General features: G+C 36.5%; 15 protein-coding genes. 14 read left to right on the top strand and 1 reads right to left on the bottom strand.

The annotated features are described in order from the left end of the window. Positions 1-3: 3 nt before the first annotated feature. The 3 genes from BLV64_RS04020 to priA are packed head-to-tail and all read left to right on the top strand — an operon-like array spanning position 4 to position 3,884. Positions 4-957: a YihY/virulence factor BrkB family protein gene (locus tag BLV64_RS04020; RefSeq protein ID WP_092132777.1), complete on the top strand. Its 954-nt coding sequence runs from the start codon at positions 4-6 to the stop codon at positions 955-957. Next, positions 954-1,373, top strand: a complete 420-nt coding sequence (locus BLV64_RS04015; RefSeq protein WP_092132774.1) for a DUF2147 domain-containing protein — start codon at positions 954-956, stop codon at positions 1,371-1,373. The genes BLV64_RS04020 and BLV64_RS04015 overlap by 4 nt, the downstream gene beginning before the upstream one ends. Before the next feature lie 60 nt (positions 1,374-1,433). Further along, positions 1,434-3,884 (top strand): replication restart helicase PriA, encoded by a 2,451-nt coding sequence (gene priA, locus BLV64_RS04010; RefSeq protein WP_092132771.1) that lies wholly within the window; start codon positions 1,434-1,436, stop codon positions 3,882-3,884. Between the two features lie 107 nt (positions 3,885-3,991). On the opposite strand, the gene BLV64_RS04005 is transcribed toward priA, so the two are convergent. Next, complete coding sequence (locus BLV64_RS04005; protein WP_092132768.1) at positions 3,992-4,687, bottom strand: LytR/AlgR family response regulator transcription factor; 696 nt, start codon at positions 4,685-4,687, stop codon at positions 3,992-3,994. Positions 4,688-4,883: 196 nt separating this feature from the next. Here BLV64_RS04005 and rpsF point away from each other — a divergent pair, with 196 nt between their 5' ends. The 11 genes from rpsF to BLV64_RS03950 all read left to right on the top strand — a co-directional run bounded on the left by rpsF (position 4,884) and on the right by BLV64_RS03950 (position 17,969). After that, entirely contained in the window at positions 4,884-5,222 is a 339-nt protein-coding gene (rpsF, locus tag BLV64_RS04000; protein WP_092132766.1) for a 30S ribosomal protein S6, read from the top strand. Then, on the top strand, positions 5,222-5,521 hold the full coding sequence (gene rpsR / locus BLV64_RS03995) for a 30S ribosomal protein S18 (RefSeq protein ID WP_177165293.1): 300 nt from the start codon (positions 5,222-5,224) through the stop codon (positions 5,519-5,521). Before rpsF ends, rpsR begins: the two co-directional genes overlap by 1 nt. Before the next feature lie 13 nt (positions 5,522-5,534). Beyond that, entirely contained in the window at positions 5,535-5,987 is a 453-nt protein-coding gene (gene rplI, locus BLV64_RS03990) for a 50S ribosomal protein L9 (protein WP_092132760.1), read from the top strand. 107 nt (positions 5,988-6,094) lie between these two features. Continuing rightward, complete coding sequence (locus tag BLV64_RS03985; RefSeq protein ID WP_092132758.1) at positions 6,095-6,991, top strand: glycerophosphodiester phosphodiesterase family protein; 897 nt, start codon at positions 6,095-6,097, stop codon at positions 6,989-6,991. A 50-nt stretch (positions 6,992-7,041) separates the two neighbouring features. Then, entirely contained in the window at positions 7,042-7,509 is a 468-nt protein-coding gene (locus BLV64_RS03980) for a DUF6495 family protein (RefSeq protein WP_092132755.1), read from the top strand. Positions 7,510-7,685: 176 nt separating this feature from the next. Further along, positions 7,686-9,056, top strand: coding sequence for a histidine--tRNA ligase (gene hisS, locus BLV64_RS03975; RefSeq protein WP_092132752.1), 1,371 nt, complete (start codon positions 7,686-7,688; stop codon positions 9,054-9,056). Positions 9,057-9,498: 442 nt separating this feature from the next. Beyond that, positions 9,499-10,281, top strand: coding sequence for a patatin-like phospholipase family protein (locus BLV64_RS03970; protein ID WP_092132750.1), 783 nt, complete (start codon positions 9,499-9,501; stop codon positions 10,279-10,281). A gap of 376 nt (positions 10,282-10,657) precedes the next feature. After that, on the top strand, positions 10,658-11,512 hold the full coding sequence (locus BLV64_RS03965; protein WP_092132747.1) for a M57 family metalloprotease: 855 nt from the start codon (positions 10,658-10,660) through the stop codon (positions 11,510-11,512). A gap of 327 nt (positions 11,513-11,839) precedes the next feature. After that, entirely contained in the window at positions 11,840-13,039 is a 1,200-nt protein-coding gene (gene sbcD / locus BLV64_RS03960; RefSeq protein WP_092132744.1) for an exonuclease SbcCD subunit D C-terminal domain-containing protein, read from the top strand. Between the two features lie 9 nt (positions 13,040-13,048). Next, positions 13,049-16,081 carry an AAA family ATPase gene (locus BLV64_RS03955; protein WP_092132741.1) on the top strand — a complete coding sequence of 1,011 codons (3,033 nt, stop codon included), beginning with the start codon at positions 13,049-13,051 and terminating at the stop codon, positions 16,079-16,081. A gap of 253 nt (positions 16,082-16,334) precedes the next feature. Beyond that, entirely contained in the window at positions 16,335-17,969 is a 1,635-nt protein-coding gene (locus BLV64_RS03950; protein ID WP_092132738.1) for a hypothetical protein, read from the top strand. Positions 17,970-18,038 lie beyond the last annotated feature (69 nt).

The following is an 18,038-nucleotide window of genomic DNA, read 5'->3' as shown; positions in this document are numbered from 1 at the left end:
GGCATGTCGCAAGAAATAGAAGATAAACTGAGTAAAATACCCGTAATTAGCAACTTGGTAAGTCTGTTAGACAGGGTAAAACTGCCCGGTTTAGAAGGTTTGTCGCTTTACGATCTACTAGAACTGTATGTTATAGGAGTCGCTAAAGGTGCGCTTACAGCACGTGCTAGTGCTATTGCCTATAGTTTTTTTATGGCGCTGTTTCCCTTTTTGCTTTTTATTATTATTGTCATTCCCTATGTGCCTATTAATGGGTTTGAAAACGACTTCTTAGCATTTTTAGAATCGGTTTTACCACCAACGACTACCGAGTTTTTTCACGATAATATTTTTGAGAATTTAAAAGGAAGTAATACAAAAAGCGGATTGATATCAACGGTATTTTTAATCGCTATTATTTTAATGGCCAATGGGGTAAGTGCCTTATTTGTAGCCTTCGAAAACTCCTACCACGAACAGCTTTTAAGATCCTTTTTTAAGCAATACCTATACGCTCTAGGTGTGGCTTTAATATTGGCATTTTTATTAATACTTACCGTAGCGGTTTTAGGGTATTTTCAAATTTATGTGGTCGATAACTTAATGGAGGTTTTTGATAGCTATGGCTATGAAACGCGACGGGAGACCGGCTTTTGGGCTAAGTTTGCCCAGTATGCTTTTTTTGTTATTATGACTTATGTAGCGACGGCAACCTTATATTATTTTGGTACTAAAGAAGGTAAAAACTCAAGGTTCTTTTCTGCTGGTGCCTTGCTTACAACGCTATTAACAATGCTAACCTCTTATTTGTTTGGGGTTTATATCGAAGAGTTTTCAAATTATAACAAATTGTATGGCTCTATCGGGGCCTTGTTAATTTTGTTATTTTACTTGTGGTTAAACGCAAATATTCTTTTATTAGGATTTGAATTAAATATGTCATTAATTAGACTACGAAAAACACATCAAAAAAAATGAAAAAAATTATTCTTATTGCAGCCCTATTCATGTCATTTTCAAGTTTCTCTCAAGATATTCTTGGAAAATGGAAAACTATCGATGACGAAACTGGCGAAGCTAAAAGTATCGTAGAGATTTATAAAAAGAATGGTCAGGTCTTCGGAAAGATTGTGGAAATTTTAAATAAAAATAAACAAGACGCTGTTTGTGATAAATGTGAAGGTGCCGACAAAGGCCGTCCGATTTTAGGATTGGAGATCATTAAAAACATGGAGAAAAGCGGAAAGTATTATAAAGAAGGTACTATTTTCGACCCTACAAAAGGTAAGGAGTACACCTGTCGTTTAGGGTTAACAGACGATAAAAATGTACTTCAAGTGCGTGGGTATATTGCCTTTTTATACTCTACACAATACTGGGAACGCGTAAACTAAAACGGGTATTTATTTAGGTATAGTTCGTATTACAATCATTAAAAACACCTTGCTTTTACTGTGCATTTCGTAGATATTATTTTACCAATTCCGATAGAGAATTTATTTACGTATAGCATCACCCAAGCGGAATCTACGTTTTTAAAAAAAGGAATGCGTGTGTCTGTACCTTTTGGTAAATCAAAAATATACACGGGTATTGTGGGGTATATTCACAACACTCCACCGGTAGTATATGAGGCTAAAGAGATTCATCAAATTTTAGATGAAGCGCCCATCGTAAACGAGAAGCAAATCGAATTATGGCAATGGATCTCTAAGTATTATATGTGTACTATTGGAGAGGTTATGCGTGCCGCCCTTCCCAATGCTTTTATTTTAGAAAGTGAAACTATAGTCAGTTTAAACAAAACGACTGTAATTAATGACGCGGACTTAAAAGACGATGAGTTTCTGGTCTATGAAGCACTCAGTCAGCAATCGGCATTAAAAATACAAGAAGTCTCTAGTATTTTAAATAAGAAAAATGTACTTCCTATTATTAAGCGCTTAATTGAAAAAGAAGCGGTTACCGTAGAACAAGAAGTCTACGAAAAATACAAACCCAAATACGTAAGATACGTAAAACTCCATGCGAGTTACACTTCCGAATCGGCATTAACAGAATTGCTTGAGACGTTAAGCCGTGCGCCTAAGCAACGCGAAGTGGTGTTTACTTTGTTTACGCTTAGCGCCAAATCTAAAAAACCGATTAAGGTTAGCGATTTGGTAGAGGCTAGTGGAGGCTCGTCAGCTATAATAAAAACCCTTATCGATAAAGCTATTCTTGAAGAATACCATATTAAGACCGATCGGGTGGAGTATGATGGTGAAGAACAAGAAGCATCAAAAGCTTTAAATGACTATCAGGAAATTGCTTTACAGCAGATTACGGAGTCCTTTAAAACCCAAAAAACGGTCTTGCTTCACGGCGTAACATCATCGGGGAAAACCGAGGTGTATGTCAAGCTTATCGAGGAAGTACTCAAGGAGAATAAGCAAGTCTTGTATTTGCTTCCTGAAATCGCACTAACCACACAGCTGGTATCGCGACTGCAAGATTATTTCGGAGAGCAGGTGGCGGTTTTCCATAGTAAATATTCACCTCATGAACGGGTAGAAGTATGGAACAATGTGTTAAACGATTCGCCAAAAGCGCGGATAGTTTTGGGTGCACGCTCATCCATTTTTCTGCCATTTAACGACTTGGGGCTAATTATCGTTGATGAAGAGCACGAGCAGTCCTTTAAGCAATTTGACCCAGCACCGCGTTACCACGCCCGAGATACCGCTATTGTATTAGCGCATATTCATCAGGGAAAGACGTTGTTAGGAAGTGCGACACCAAGCTTAGAAAGTTATTATAATGCGAAAGAAAATAAGTATGGACTTGTCGAAATCAACAGGCGCTATAATAATGTTCAAATGCCGGAAATTGAGCTGGTAGATATAAAAGAGAAGCACAAAAAGAAACGTATGAAAGGTCATTTTAGCGATAGAATGATCGAGGAGATTCAAGCGGCGTTAGACGAGGGACATCAAGTTATTTTGTTTCAAAACCGACGCGGGTATTCGCCAATTGTGGAGTGTAATACCTGTGGCCACTCGCCACAATGTACCAATTGTGATGTGAGTTTAACCTATCACCAGTACCGCAATCAATTGCGTTGTCACTACTGTGGTTATACCATGGCTATGCAAGTAAAATGTCTAGCTTGTGGGGTAAAGGATTTAAACTCTAAAGGTTTTGGTACCGAGCAGATTGAAGCGGAACTAAAGACGCTTTTTCCAAAGTATAATACTGGCCGTATGGATTTAGATACCACCCGCGGGAAGTATGGCTACGAAAAAATTATTACGGCCTTGGAGCAGCAAGAAATTGATATTCTAGTAGGGACGCAAATGCTGACAAAAGGCTTGGACTTTAGGAATGTGAGTTTGGTGGGGATTATGAATGCCGATAATATGATTAATTTTCCGGATTTTAGAGCCCACGAACGCAGTTTTCAATTGATGCTACAAGTAGCGGGTAGGGCAGGGCGAACAAAAAAGAGAGGTAAAGTACTCATTCAGACGTACGACCCATATCATAAAATTGTTCAGCAAGTATCGACTAACGATTATAAAGCCATGTTCGAAGAGCAGCTACAAGAACGCTATAACTTTAAATACCCTCCGTTTTATAGGTTAATAAAAATCACTTTGCGTCATCGCGACTACGAACGTGTGGATATGGCGAGTGAGTGGTTTGCAAAATCATTGCGACAGGTGTTTAAAGCTAATATTTTAGGACCCGAATTCCCTCCGGTATCCCGAATCCGTAATCAGTATAATAAAAACATCTTAATTAAGATTCCGCAGCAACAGTCGTTAAGTAAAACGAAGGAAGCAATACATAAAATTAATACAAGTTTTAATGCCGTTAAAAACTTTAGACCTGTACGCGTTATTATTAATGTGGACAATTACTAAAGACTAGAAGGTGTGTTCTGTACGGAGTTCTTTAGTGAAGGGTTTACAAATAAAAAATCCCACTCGCGGGAGTAGGATGAATAAGACGGTGTTATGATGTAAAGACTTTAAATATTATTTAAAGCATCAACCAGTACGGTTTTCTTGTTTCGGCTTAAAGGAATTTCAAAAGCGCCAACTTCTACATTTTTACTATTAAAACGATCGACTTTATCTAAGTTAACGATGTACGATTTATGGATTCGTAAAAACTTACCTTCCGGTAACTCCTGTTCAAAAGCCTTCATTGTAGATAGTACAACTAGAGAGGTGTCTTCGGTAACTAGTTTCACATAATCTCCCAGAGCTTCAATCCATTTTATGTCCTTAATATATACCTTACGTTTTTTAAGGTTGCTTTTTACAAAAATATGTTCCCCTTCGGCCTCGGTATAATCCAGTTTTAATTTATGTTGCTCTATAGCTTTTTCAACCGCTTGGTTAAATCGGTCTTTAGTAATAGGCTTCTGTAAATAATCGGTGGCATCGTAATCGAAAGCTTTGAATGCATATTCAGTTTTTCCGGTAACGAAAATAATTTGAGGTTTATTATGCAACACGTCCAACAGCTCGAAACCGTTTAAGACAGGCATTTCAATATCTAGAAAAATAAGATCTACTTTATGATTATTAAGTCCGTTTTTGGTTTCTAACGCACTGCTATATTCAGAAATAAGATTTAGGGCCTTGTGGTTTTCTATTAATTTTACAATTGACAGTCTTTGTATTGCTGAATCATCAACTACTACACAATTTAAAGTCATAGCGATTTGAATATTTTGGTTTAGGTATCGACAATAGTACAAAATATTGGGATAAAAAACAAGAAAGGTCGATAAAGTGTTTTTGTTAACATAAAATTAAGAGCTAAAAAACCTCTGTTTTTAATTTAAAATAATGTTGTGTTATTTAATAATAATAAGTATTTTTGCACCCAATTTAACAATAAAATAGATTTTTATGAATCATTATGAAACTGTTTTCATCTTAAATCCCGTTTTATCTGAAACTCAGATAAAGGAAACAGTACAGAAATACGAAGATTTTCTTGTTTCTAGAGGAGCTAAGATGGTATCAAAAGAAGATTGGGGCTTAAAGAAGTTAGCATACCCAATTCAGAACAAAAAAAGTGGATTCTACCACTTATTTGAGTACCAAGTAGAAGGTGAAGTTATCAAACCTTTAGAAATTGAGTTTAGACGTGATGAGCGTTTTATGCGTTACTTAACAGTTACTTTAGACAAGCATGCGATTTCGTGGGCTGAGAGAAGAAGAGCTAAATTAAAACAAAAAGCATAATTATGGCATCTATAGAACAACAAGCAAAAGGAAAAAAAGAAGGAGAAATCAGATATTTAACTCCTTTAAATATAGAAACTAATAAGGCTAAAAAGTACTGTCGTTTCCAAAAATCTGGTATTAAATACGTAGATTATAAAGATGCAGATTGGTTATTAGGTTTTATTAACGAGCAAGGTAAAATTTTACCAAGACGTTTAACAGGAACTTCTTTAAAGTACCAAAGAAAAGTATCTGTAGCAGTAAAAAGAGCGCGTCACTTAGCGTTATTACCTTACGTAACAGATTTATTAAAATAAAATACCAGTAACTATGGAACTTATATTAAAACAAGACGTTGAAAATTTAGGATTTAAAGACGATGTTGTAACGGTTAAGAACGGTTATGGTAGAAACTTTTTAATTCCTACAGGTAGTGCTATTTTAGCTACAGCTTCTGCAAAGAAAGTTTTAGCTGAAAACTTAAAGCAACGTGCCTATAAAGAACAAAAAATAGTTGAAGAAGCTAACAAAGTTGCAGATGCACTTAAAGCTTTAGATATTAAAATAGCTTCTAAAGTTGGAGCAGGAGACAAATTATTTGGTTCTGTAAACAACATTGATGTTGCTGAAGCAATAGCAAAAGAAGGACAATCAATAGAGAAAAAATACATCAATGTTATTGGTGGAGCTGTAAAACGTACTGGTAAATACAATGCCATTATTCGTTTACACAGAGAAGTAACTGTTGACTTAGAATTCGAAGTTGTAGCAGCGCAAGCTTAATACAAAACACTAACAGATTTTACAATCTGATTTTTAAATGCGCTTCTAAAATTTAGAAGCGCATTTTTTATATCCATTTTTCTGGGTACCTTTAATTTAAAAAAGTCATGAGATATTTATATGTAATCGTTGCCGTTTTGGGGTTATTGGCGTGTAAAAACGAACCAAAAACCATTAGCGACACACAAATCACTCAAACACCAGAGGTAAAACCATCGGTGTTACTCCAGACCTTTAAATATAAGGAAGGCCAGGACCCTATAATTAGTGTTCACCGCGGAGGTAAAGGCTTAAAAAACTATCCAGAGAACAGTTTGGAGACCCTAAAATACGTGAGTGATAGTATCTCAGCCATCTTTGAGATTGATGTTGCGAAAACAAAAGATGATGTTCTTGTGCTCTTACACGATTCTAGTATAGACCGCACAACAACAGGAACAGGATCACTAATTAATCAGACCTATAACGAGGTGCTTGCTTATCATTTAAAAGATGATTATGGCAAAGTGACGCCCTATAAAATCCCTTTGTTTTCGGAGGTCTTAAAATGGGCAAAAGCCAATAACGTGGTGTTAACGGTTGATATTAAAAAAAGTGTGGGTATTAAAAGTGTTATCGCTGCTATTAGAGCAGAACAAGCAGAAGATGTTTGTGTTATTATCACCTATGACATGCAACAAGCACTAGCGGCTTATAAATTAGCGCCCGACTTATTACTATCTGTGTCAGCACGAAATATGAAGGAGTTTAATCGCATTTTAAACTCGTCTATTCCGAGTCAAAATCTGTTGGCTTTTACAGGAACCCGCTTATCGTCGGACGATCTTTTTAAAGCCATTCATAAGGAAGGGATTAAAACCATCTTAGGGACTTTAGGAAACTTAGATAAGCAAGCCGAAGCTAGGGGGGATAGTTTATATAAAGTGTGGCATAAAAAAGGGGTCGATGTCTTTGCTACCGATCGTCCTTTTGCAGCGGCAAAAGCATTACAACTGATTGAGTAATACCATACAAAAGCAATTAAAACGTAAAACAAAACGCAATTATTTTTTAGATGAAATACGCAAGATTGACCAAAGAACAATTTGAAGAATTACACCAAGAGTTTATAAATTTCCTAGCCTCGCAAACCATTACGGCAAGCGAGTGGGAAGAACTAAAAAAGAATAAACCGGAAGTTGCCGAATTAGAATTAGATGTGTTTAGCGATTTAATTTGGGAAGGCGTTCTAAATCAAGCGAAATATTTAGAGCATATCTCACCACAAAGCATTCACTTGTTTGCTTTAAACGAAGATCAAATGCATCTTATTGGTATCAAAGTGAAAAGTGATGTCGATTTAAGTACTACAGAAGGCTTTAATTGGCTGCGTGAAAACTTAATGGATGATCGTGTGGAGTTTGTTCAAGCGCATAAAGCGTATTCGGAAGAACGCAACCTTGATAAATTCACTTTAATTCAGCAAGGCGCTAATATTACTAAAGGGGAGCTGTACAATTATATGTATAAGCTTATCAATTAATACTGCGACCCGTTAATGTGATAGCCGACGTATTCTAAAAAGTGAAATAAGACGTAAATAAGTCTCATTAAAAACGATTATTTTTGTAAAACAAAACACGCGTTTGTCGGCCCTTGGTCGCCACGTGTTGTTACTAGTATAAATTAAAATTAACATCCTGTTTTCAGGACCTTGATATGGCACAGAAACCAAGTATACCTAAAGGCACAAGAGATTTTAACCCCGAACAAGTGGCTAAAAGAAATTATATTTTTAGTACGATAAAATCTCAGTTTGAACGTTTCGGATTTCAACCGATAGAAACACCGAGTTTTGAGAATTCCGATACCTTGATGGGAAAGTATGGCGAGGAAGGCGATCGCTTAATTTTTAAGATTTTAAATTCTGGTGATTATTTATCTAAAGTGGATGATGCGCTATACCGTGAAAAAAACTCGAATGCCACGACGCCAAAGATCTCAGAGAAGGCTTTGCGCTACGATTTAACTGTGCCTTTTGCGCGTTACGTGGTACAACATCAAAACGAGATTGAATTCCCGTTTAAACGCTACCAAATTCAACCGGTTTGGAGAGCCGACCGTCCGCAAAAAGGACGTTTTAGAGAGTTCTATCAGTGTGATGCCGATGTGGTTGGTAGTGATTCTTTATTGCAAGAAGTGGAGTTTATCCAGTTGTATGACCACGTGTTTTCTGCTTTAAAATTAGAAGGGGTAACCATTAAAATCAACAACCGAAAAATACTATCTGGTATTGCAGAAGTCATTGGTGCTAGCGATAAGCTTATCGATTTTACTGTGGCTTTAGATAAGCTAGACAAAATAGGAGAGGAGAAAGTAAAAGAAGAAATGCTTGCCAAAGGGATTTCTCAAGAGGGCATAGAAAAGCTGCAACCGCTTTTTAGTATTTCTGGGTCTTTCGAATCGCAGATCGACAGTTTAAAAGGTATTTTAAGTACTTCGGAAGAAGGCGCGAAAGGGATTGAAGAATTAAGCACTATTAATAAAACCATTAGTGCTTTAGGATTAAAAACGGCAACCCTGCAGTTGGATGTGACCCTTGCACGCGGATTGAATTACTATACCGGTGCTATTTTTGAAGTGGCTGCACCTAAAGGCGTCAAAATGGGCTCTATTGGTGGCGGTGGTCGCTATGATGATTTAACGGGGATCTTCGGACTTAAAAATGTGAGTGGGGTAGGAATTAGTTTCGGACTCGATCGTATCTATTTGGTGCTTGAAGAATTGAACCTGTTTCCAGATACCATAACTAAATCTACAGAAGTCTTATTTATTAATTTTGGTGATAATGAAGCCTTAGCGTGCTTAAAAGCAGTCCAAAGTCTACGCGAACATGCTGTGAATGCCGAATTGTATCCTGATGCAGCAAAAATGAAAAAGCAGATGAATTACGCTAACAGACGTGCTATTCCATTTGTTGTGTTGGTGGGTGAAGAGGAGCTTAAGAACAACAGCTTTACCCTAAAAAATATGGCTACAGGCGAACAAACAACGCTTAATCTAGAGCTGTTAGTGGCTAAACTTAGTTAGTTATCTAATGATACATACCTAATACTATAAAAAAAGCCTTCTATTTAGAAGGCTTTTTTGTTGGGTAAAGGGAATTGTTGCATTGTGCTATTGCACGCTTTTGTTTATTTTTAAAAATCCCTTATATATTTTGATATTAGTCTACATGATTAAATGGATGTGTAGTATTTTGTATATCATACATATCACGATAGTTTAAACAAGGGATATGGAATAGGTTGTTCAGTCTTAAAAACATTTATTTTGAAATATTACCACTTGGTTTAGTTCTATTTTCATAGTACAATTTTTTGTGCAACTCAACTATTGGTCGGATATTGTACTCGATTATTACAGCTTGCGTTCTGCAGCGGGTTTTCAATACGTGTGCCGTCGCAAATAAAAAAATACTGTTGACGTTAACGGACTTATTCATAAACAGGTATACCATAAAATTAGGCTTATGAATCCCTATAAAATAGGATTAGTATTATCAGGTGGAGGTGTTAAAGGTGTGGCTCATATCGGGTTACTAAAAGCTTTAGAAGAGCATGATATTTACCCGGATTGTATTTCAGGATGTAGTGCTGGGGCTATGGTAGGGGCTCTATATGCTTCTGGGAAAACAGCCGATGAGATCTTCGCTATTTTTCAAAAGGTTTCGCTTTTTAGTTTTTCTAATTTCGCCTTTGGAAAACCGGGGTTAATCGATTTGGCACGTTTTAAAGCGCAATTTCAAACCTTTTTTGATGTCGATACCTACGAGTCGCTTCCCATAACCTTGTTTATTAATGCTACGGATCTAATAAAGGGACAGACACGGATTTTTAGTAAAGGCCCATTGGTAGATACTATCCTGTCATCGTCAGCTTTTCCTTTAGTATTTTCACCCTATAAAATTGGTGATGACCTTTATGTAGATGGTGGGGTGATTAATAACTTCCCTATAGAACCCCTACTTAATAAATGCGATTATATTTTAGGGTCTTACGTTAACCCGATAAAGGATACCGAAGCAAAACACATAACCAATACCTTAAATGTGATGGAGCGGGTGTATGAAATTGCTACCAGTTATACCTCGCTTCAAAAACTAGATCACTGTAACCGTATCATTCTTCCTCAAGCGTTGGACAGCTACAATACTTTCGATATGAAGAAAGCAGCCCTTATCTATCAAATGGGCTACGAAGAAGCTAAAAAAAGCATGCCTCTAATTTTAAAGGAGCTAGAATCCCTACGCTAAATAAGTACAGTATTACGAGCTACGATTTATAGAAGATCATAATAAATGTTTCATCGGTTTATATTATTTAATAACACAGCCACTTATAGGCTAGTTCTCAACCTTTAGAAGGTTATGGCAAAAGTGTACGTGTTAATTATAAATTATTTTATTAGCTAAAACAATGGGTTTTATTCATGATTTTAACAGAATTGTTGTGGATTACGGTTTTTGCCGTAATCGATTTATTTTATAAATAGTACATTTGGTCAAGAAATAAATTTATTCTAAAATCATAGTTTGTCAGTTCTCATTTATAAACAACTGGTAGTGATGAATTATGCTTATTGTTTACGTAAACAGGTCATTAATTAATAATTAAATTCCCTAAAATAAAATGAAAAATTATAGAATACTTATAATAGCAATTATTTCATCAGGCTTGTTTTTTCAGTCGTGTCAGAAAGAAGATCTTAACGAATCGGAAATTAACACCTTAGATTTATCAGAGTCTACCGAAGTTCCTGAGGTTATTATCAACAAACTAGCAGAGTTTTATATGAATACCGATGGTGTAAAGAAAATTGACTTTCTATTGCCTGACGGTTCCACTAAAGAGATGTATCAGGTAGAAGAAGATATTATTATGAGCGAGAAGCAAATAATGGACCTTAACATTGGAATGGGGGTTACCGATAGAAATTATCGTACCAATAATCTCGTGTCTTATGGTAGAAATATTTCTATTATCGGATATACCGGTGGTGGTGGTCAAGGACTTTCTACTAAAGAAAAAACGGCGCTACAATGGGCGGTAAATAATTACAATAACTTAAGTGGGGTGTCTATATCATTTACGCTTAGTTTTGGTACCGATTACCAAAATAAAGATATGGTAGTATACCATAACCCTAATCAATCTGGAGCAGGAGGATCGGCAGGTTTTCCTAGTAATGGAAAACCATATAAGTACGTGCAAATTCATGGTCTAGATAATTATGACACCAATGTTGTAGAGCACGTAATCACACATGAAATCGGGCATTCCGTAGGTTTTAGACATACCGATTGGAATACCAGACAAAGTTGTGGTCAAAATACAAATGAAGGTACAGCTGGTGTAGGCGCTATCGCCATTCCAGGGACATCTTCAGGATACAACCCTAACTCTATTATGGTGGCTTGTTTTAGCTCTAATGAAAATGGAGAATTTGATAGTGATGATATTATTGGTCTGCAATATATGTATTAGAAGTTGAGCTTGTTTTTTATAAAATGAGATATAAGGACGCCAATCATTGGCGTCCTTTTTTAGTTTTATGGTGTAAATTAATCGGAATAAGAAGTGTTACATTCCTTAATTCTTTAAAGTCGGTAGCTATTCCTTATTAAAATTGAAGTTAATTACCTAGTAAATCCTATTTTTGAAAACAGGAGCAATTCAGTAGTACAATAAAGTGATGGTTTCAGGACAGAATATATAATTATTGATAATTTTGTAGGTCCGCAGTCAACACCTTATAACGTACTAGCGATAGCAATCAACCCAAAACACGAGATTACAAGACTTAATAGTTATATGAATATACTACACACCTCAGACTGGCATATTGGTAAGCAGTTGCACAAAACCGATTTATCTCAAGATATCGATTTGTTTTTCGATTGGCTACTAAAGACCATAAAAGAACAGAACATAGACTTACTTTTAGTCTCTGGAGATGTGTTTGATCAAGCCAATCCCTCGCAAGCCTCATTAAAACAGTATTACAGTTTTTTAAAACGGATGCTAGGAACCGATTGTAAACTGCTTATTACTGGGGGGAATCACGATTCCGCTTCGGTATTAAACGCTCCTAAAGACATTTTAAGTGTTTTGGATGTGGATGTGGTTGGTGGAGCACCAGAAGCTATTAGCGATTTGTTTTTTGAATATACTAAAGACGACCAGCGCGTGGTGGTGGCTGCTGTACCTTTTTTAAAAGATCGGGATATCCGAAAATCGGTAGCCGGAGAATCTTATAGTGATAAAATAGCGCAGATTAAAGGCGGATTAGAAACCTATTACTCTAATGTGAACGCTTATTATAAAACCCATTATCCCGATACCTTCTTTATTGTTATGGGACATTTATATGTTCAGGGAGCTCATGTTTCAGAAAGTATGAGAGACATTCAAATAGGAAATCAAGCCGGAGTTAGCGGTAGTATTTTTGGCGATGACCCCAACTATGTGGCTTTGGGACACATTCATAAGCCGTATCCTGTATCGGCATCCAAACACATCTACTACTCCGGGTCACCAGTAGCTTTAAGCTTTAGTGAAAAGGAAGAAACCAAGCAAGTCAATATCATTTCTACCGATGGGGAATCTATGGAGGTCACCATTCTACCGATTCCGAAATTTAGAAATTTAGTCACTTTTCAGGGGACTCTAGACGACGTGAGCTCACAATTACAAAATTATAATCATGAGACCCCACTGCGGTCCCTAGCGGAAATTAGTGTTACCGAAGCCGATGAAAATATTCAAACGCGACAAGATTTGGATGCTTTGGTAGAGAACTTCGATAGTGAGTATCTCGAGATTGTAAAAACAAAATTGATGTTTACAAATAAAGTCCGTGGTGCTTCCGAAGGATTTCAACCAGGGATAAGTGTTGCCGATGTGACGCCCATGGAAATGTTCGAGAAAAAGTTGGAAATGGATGGTAGCCAGGAAGACACCGAAGCTTTAAAAAATGCCTTTCGTCAAATTTTAGAAGACCTAAACCTGTAAGTTGTAGTTATGAAAATCAGTAAAATCAGTTTTAAAAACATTCATTCGCTACGTGGCGAACATCATATCGATTTTTCTTCTGGACCTTTGGCCGAGAGTGGACTCTTCGCAATAACCGGAGCGACAGGTTCTGGGAAATCGACGCTTTTAGATGTTATTACCCTTGCGCTGTTTAATAAAGTACCTCGTATTGGCGCTATTACCGAAACGGTTATAGAAGACCAAGGGGGGATAATGACTCGAAATGCTACCGACTGCTATGCGGAAGTCGAGTATATCGTGGAAGGGAAAACCTACCGCTCACACTGGTCTATAGAACGCAATAGAAACAACAATTTAAAAGACCGTAAGCAAGAGATAACTGATGTGGCAACGGGTGCTATTATCGACAGTGGCAAGTCATCGGTTCCTGCAAAAAACGAAGCGCTTATAGGGTTGAGTTACGACCAGTTTGTAAAAGCCATTGTATTATCTCAAGGTCAGTTTAGTAAATTGCTAAAAGCGAAACGCGATGAGCGCAACAAACTGCTAGAGGATATTACGGGGGCTAAAGATTATAGAGCGATAGGTATCGCCGTGTACAGAAAATTTAAGGATGCTAAAGTCGCTCGCGAAACTCAGGAGGTGCGTTTAGAAGAAGTGGAATTACTCCCGGAAGAAGAGAAAACCAAACTGATCGCCCAGGAAAGGGAGTTGACAAAAGCAAAAACAACGCAGAAAAAAGCCCTTGAAGTTTTAAAAGCTGAGATCGATAATAAAAAAGGGATCCTTAAAAATGAATTGGTTTTAAAGACCAATAACAACCTTCAGAAACAATTAGCAAAAGACCTAGACGCGTTTAAAAAAGAGGAATCCCGATTACAAAAACACGCGAAATACGTGGTGCATACACCGCTGATTTCCGATTACGAACAAAAGGATAAAGCGCTTAAAGAACATACCGAAGAGCTTAGCAAGCAAACAGCACATGAAAAAACGGTGTTAAAAGACTATAACGATTTGCTTCAGCAAGCGACAACACTTTTAAAAAAACCGGTAGAGCCTAGCGAATTTAATCAGGCTTTAAATACATTAAACACCAAGTATTCAAACTTAAAAAAAGATGAGGAATTAGCAAAAACCGAAGCAAAACTCTATGAGGATGCTATTAAAAAGTTACTCGGTGATATTAATAAAGATACGGTGAGAATTCCTTTCAATGGGCAACCCAGTACATTTGTAACAGGTATTACTCCCGTAGAAAATAAAGTGCTAGGCTTTTTAAAAACCGCTCAGGTAGATACGACGCACCAATTAGAAGCAAGAGAAAACAAAGTAAATGAGAGCTTGGCAGCCGTTGGTAGCCTAAAAGTTGCTTTCACCAAGTACCAATCGGAGCTCCAGCAAAAGCAAAGCAAGGAAACAGAATTAAAAGGAAGTGAGGCGCAGGTGGTAAAACACAGTGCTATTTTAAAAGACTTAGATAAGGAACTTCCTGTATTAGATGCTGAGGTTACCAAACTCACCAAAGCGGAGGAGCACCGCAAAACACATCAAAGTTTAGAAGCCCACCGTAACCAATTGGTAGACGGTGAGGCTTGTCCACTTTGTGGTGCCCTAGATCACCCTTTTGCTTCTCAACAGCCGGTTTTTGATGTGAAAGCCGATGTGTTACGCACTAAAAAGGAGCTGTTACATGCAAAACGCGAGTTAAAAGCATCCACTCAAGCGCTATTAAAAAACGATCAGGCAACCAGTAAACGACTTCAAAAAGAATTGTTAGAAGCTAAAAAAGCGCTGCAGCCTAAAGCCACCGCTATAGAGAAACTATGTGCTAGCCTCGAGGTTGCAACAGTAAAAACCAGTGCCGCTATCGAAAGCTTAGAAGCTCAGTTTTTGGAGGACTCTAAAAAACTTGCTCAGATAAAAAAAGCACTGCATTTGCGTGATCTTATTACAGATCTAAAAGCATCAGTCAAACTGTGGGAAGAAAAGACCAGGTTAAAAGCAGAGAAGGAAAGTAAAAGAAAGGCGCTTTATGAAGGCGACGGACTTCAGGAGACCATTCAGACACTGCTAAACCGATGGTCGGCAAACACACAAAACCGAAGTCATACCACAAAAACCATAGCCACACTTAACGCTAAAATTGAAGAGGTCTCTAAAAAGCGATCCGCTTTTGAAACGGTGCTAAAAGACATTCTGAAACAGGAGGGTATAGACAGCCTTCAGGAGTTAAAAGCCAATATCCTTAGTGAAAGCCAAGCCGAAAACATCCGCCGTCAGCAAAACACTCTGCAATTAAAACAAGAGCGTTTAAAAACAGAGCAGACTGCCGCCTTAAAAGAACTAGAAGGGTTTAAAAAAGCAATCACCACGGAAGATAGCTTAGAGGAGCTTCAAAACAAATATACTTCACTCGAGGAGGAATCCGCGCGTACAAACCAACAGATAGGTGTGATTCTAACCCGATTAGAAACCGATAAAAAAATTAAAGCCAAGCAAGAAGAACTTCTAGAAAAATTAAAGACGCTAAAAAAGGAGGAGCGCCTATGGAAAACCATGAACAGCCTGATTGGGGATGCTAACGGTAAAAAGTTTTCGAATTTTGTTCAAGATTTAACCCTAGAGCAATTAATAGGCTATACCAATTTACGCTTAAAAGACTTGAGTGATCGCTATATTTTGGATATCCCTACGGCCGCTGAAGCCGATAAAAACGATGCCTTAAAAGTGTTAGACAGGCATCAGGGTGATGCCAGAAGAACCATTAATACCCTGTCTGGAGGTGAAACCTTTATGGTGAGTTTGGCAATGGCCTTTGCCTTGTCGGACCTCGCCGCTAAGAACGTAAAAATAGAGTCTATTTTTATCGATGAAGGCTTTGGGACTTTAGATCCGGAAACACTAAACCAAGCCATTACCATTTTAGAGAAAATGCAAAATGAAGGCGATAAGTCTATAGGGGTGATCTCGCATGTCGAAGCCCTAAAAGAACGGATAACCACACAAATTAAACTCGAAAAAATGGGCTCGGGCTATAGTACTATAGAGATTGTTTAGGGGGTGCTGAGTTAGGGGGCTAAGGTTTTATTTCAATACTTAATTTGTAGTATTTTTAATGTTAATACAAAATTTTTATTAAAATTTACTATCTTGTAAGAGCTATTAATCAATTGACTATCAGTCATTCTACTTTTTTTCTATTACGTTAGCCGTTGTTTATGGCAATATAAAATGAGTTTTAAGTTTCTATCGTGGAATAGTTACGATTGCTTAAAATGTATTGTACTACTAACCAACTAACCTAATTATTATGAAAAAAATCTTCTGGGCTTTATTAGTATTTGTTACTTGCCATAATTATGCACAAACCACTACATTACCTTCGGAATACGTGAAGGCGTTTGTAAGTCAGGAATCTTTATTTGCTGAAGATATTTTGATTCAAGTGATGCCTTCTTCTAATGGAATTTTTGAATTTAAACTACTTTTGAATAGTACTTCAAAAACCTTTAAAATTAAACCTCTTAGCTTTGAGGAATTCGATAATAAATTAGAGAGTGCGCTATCTGAACTTCTTAGTGATAACACTATAACTTTAAAAACCCAAGGAGACAAGGAGTCTGTAAAGCACTTGGTCAGCTTTGTTTACGGACAATTAATCACTGAATTGAGAGTTGATAATGTAAAACCTCTAATTGCAATTGTTTCCTTGAGAAAAAATATACCTGTTTTAGGAAAAGAAAATAATAATGAGGAACCACGTAATTTCGGAGAGCTTAAGGATTATCAAGCTGATTTCACCTTTTATGATGGGTTTATAGAGAAAATAATGTTGAAAGGAATAATTAATGATGAAGAAGTGGTTTTTAGAAATATATATTCGATAGGGATAAGCTCTGTCCGTAATGTAAAACAACTCAAAAATGTTGTACTCTATTCCATGTATAAATATAATATTAAAGGGGAAGAAGACTATTATAGAGTTAAGTTAGGTGATGTGATTAATTACGAAGAAATTATTGACGTAAATTCCAACGATATTAGTCCGGCTACTCAATTAGTAAGGTTGTCTCCAGATAATGATCATGCAAATTTATATAAGGATGAAACAACTAAGTTATTTGAAGCTCAAGTTTACAGTGACTTATTGGCTATGTTTGACGAAGGGAATCCAAATGGTAAAATTCAAACAGAAATTAAAAAGAGATTTAATTTGAATACACGAAGGCATGACATGTGGAGTAAAGTGAAGTGGGCTTTTCCGGGTTATGGAATCGCACAATATTTTGATGTGTTTTTTGAGTTTTCAAAAATAGAACAAAGTAATAAGTTTTTAAAACCTCAAAATTTTATAGACGATGAAGTTTCTTCTTCGATAGTCAGTCCGTTTTTTACACTTATTTCAATGCATCAGCACCGTATTTTTGCTATTGGAGGTAACTTAAATATATTAACATTTGAGAACCCTAATACCAAAATGAATCTTACTATAGATGCAGGATTTCTTTTTGGACGTTCCGGAATCAAGCACTATGGTGAAACAACAACTGTTCAAGAATTAAAAGATATTGAAAATATAAATTATATAGAAAGATATCTAAATAATATGGAAGTTCCTATTGAGGCAAAAATAGTATTGTTACCCGAAAAAAGATTGAATTTTACAATAGCTAATAAGCTGTCTTGGTTTGATATTTTTGACGATAATGTGAAATTAGTATCTTTAGATAAAACGAATACGGTTCCTAAAAACCGTTGGTTGAATACCGTTAGTGTTGGAATGAATTTAAATTTATCACAAACAGGGAGACTTTTTGTTCGTTACAAAATGACTAGTGAGTTTGATAATATAAATATGAATTATTCTAGATTACAATTTGGGTATTCATTCTATTTATTACAACAAAATAATGTTAAGAAGGCAACTGAAAAGTTTGCAAATTAATAGCTGTTATTTTAAATTTTGCTTCAGTAGCATTGGTTAACTTTTTTATTATTCTTAAAGCATTGTTTT

This window comes from Bizionia paragorgiae (assembly GCF_900107625.1).
In the GTDB taxonomy this organism is placed as follows: domain Bacteria; phylum Bacteroidota; class Bacteroidia; order Flavobacteriales; family Flavobacteriaceae; genus Bizionia; species Bizionia paragorgiae.
This window is presented reverse-complemented; position numbering and strand designations above follow the sequence as displayed.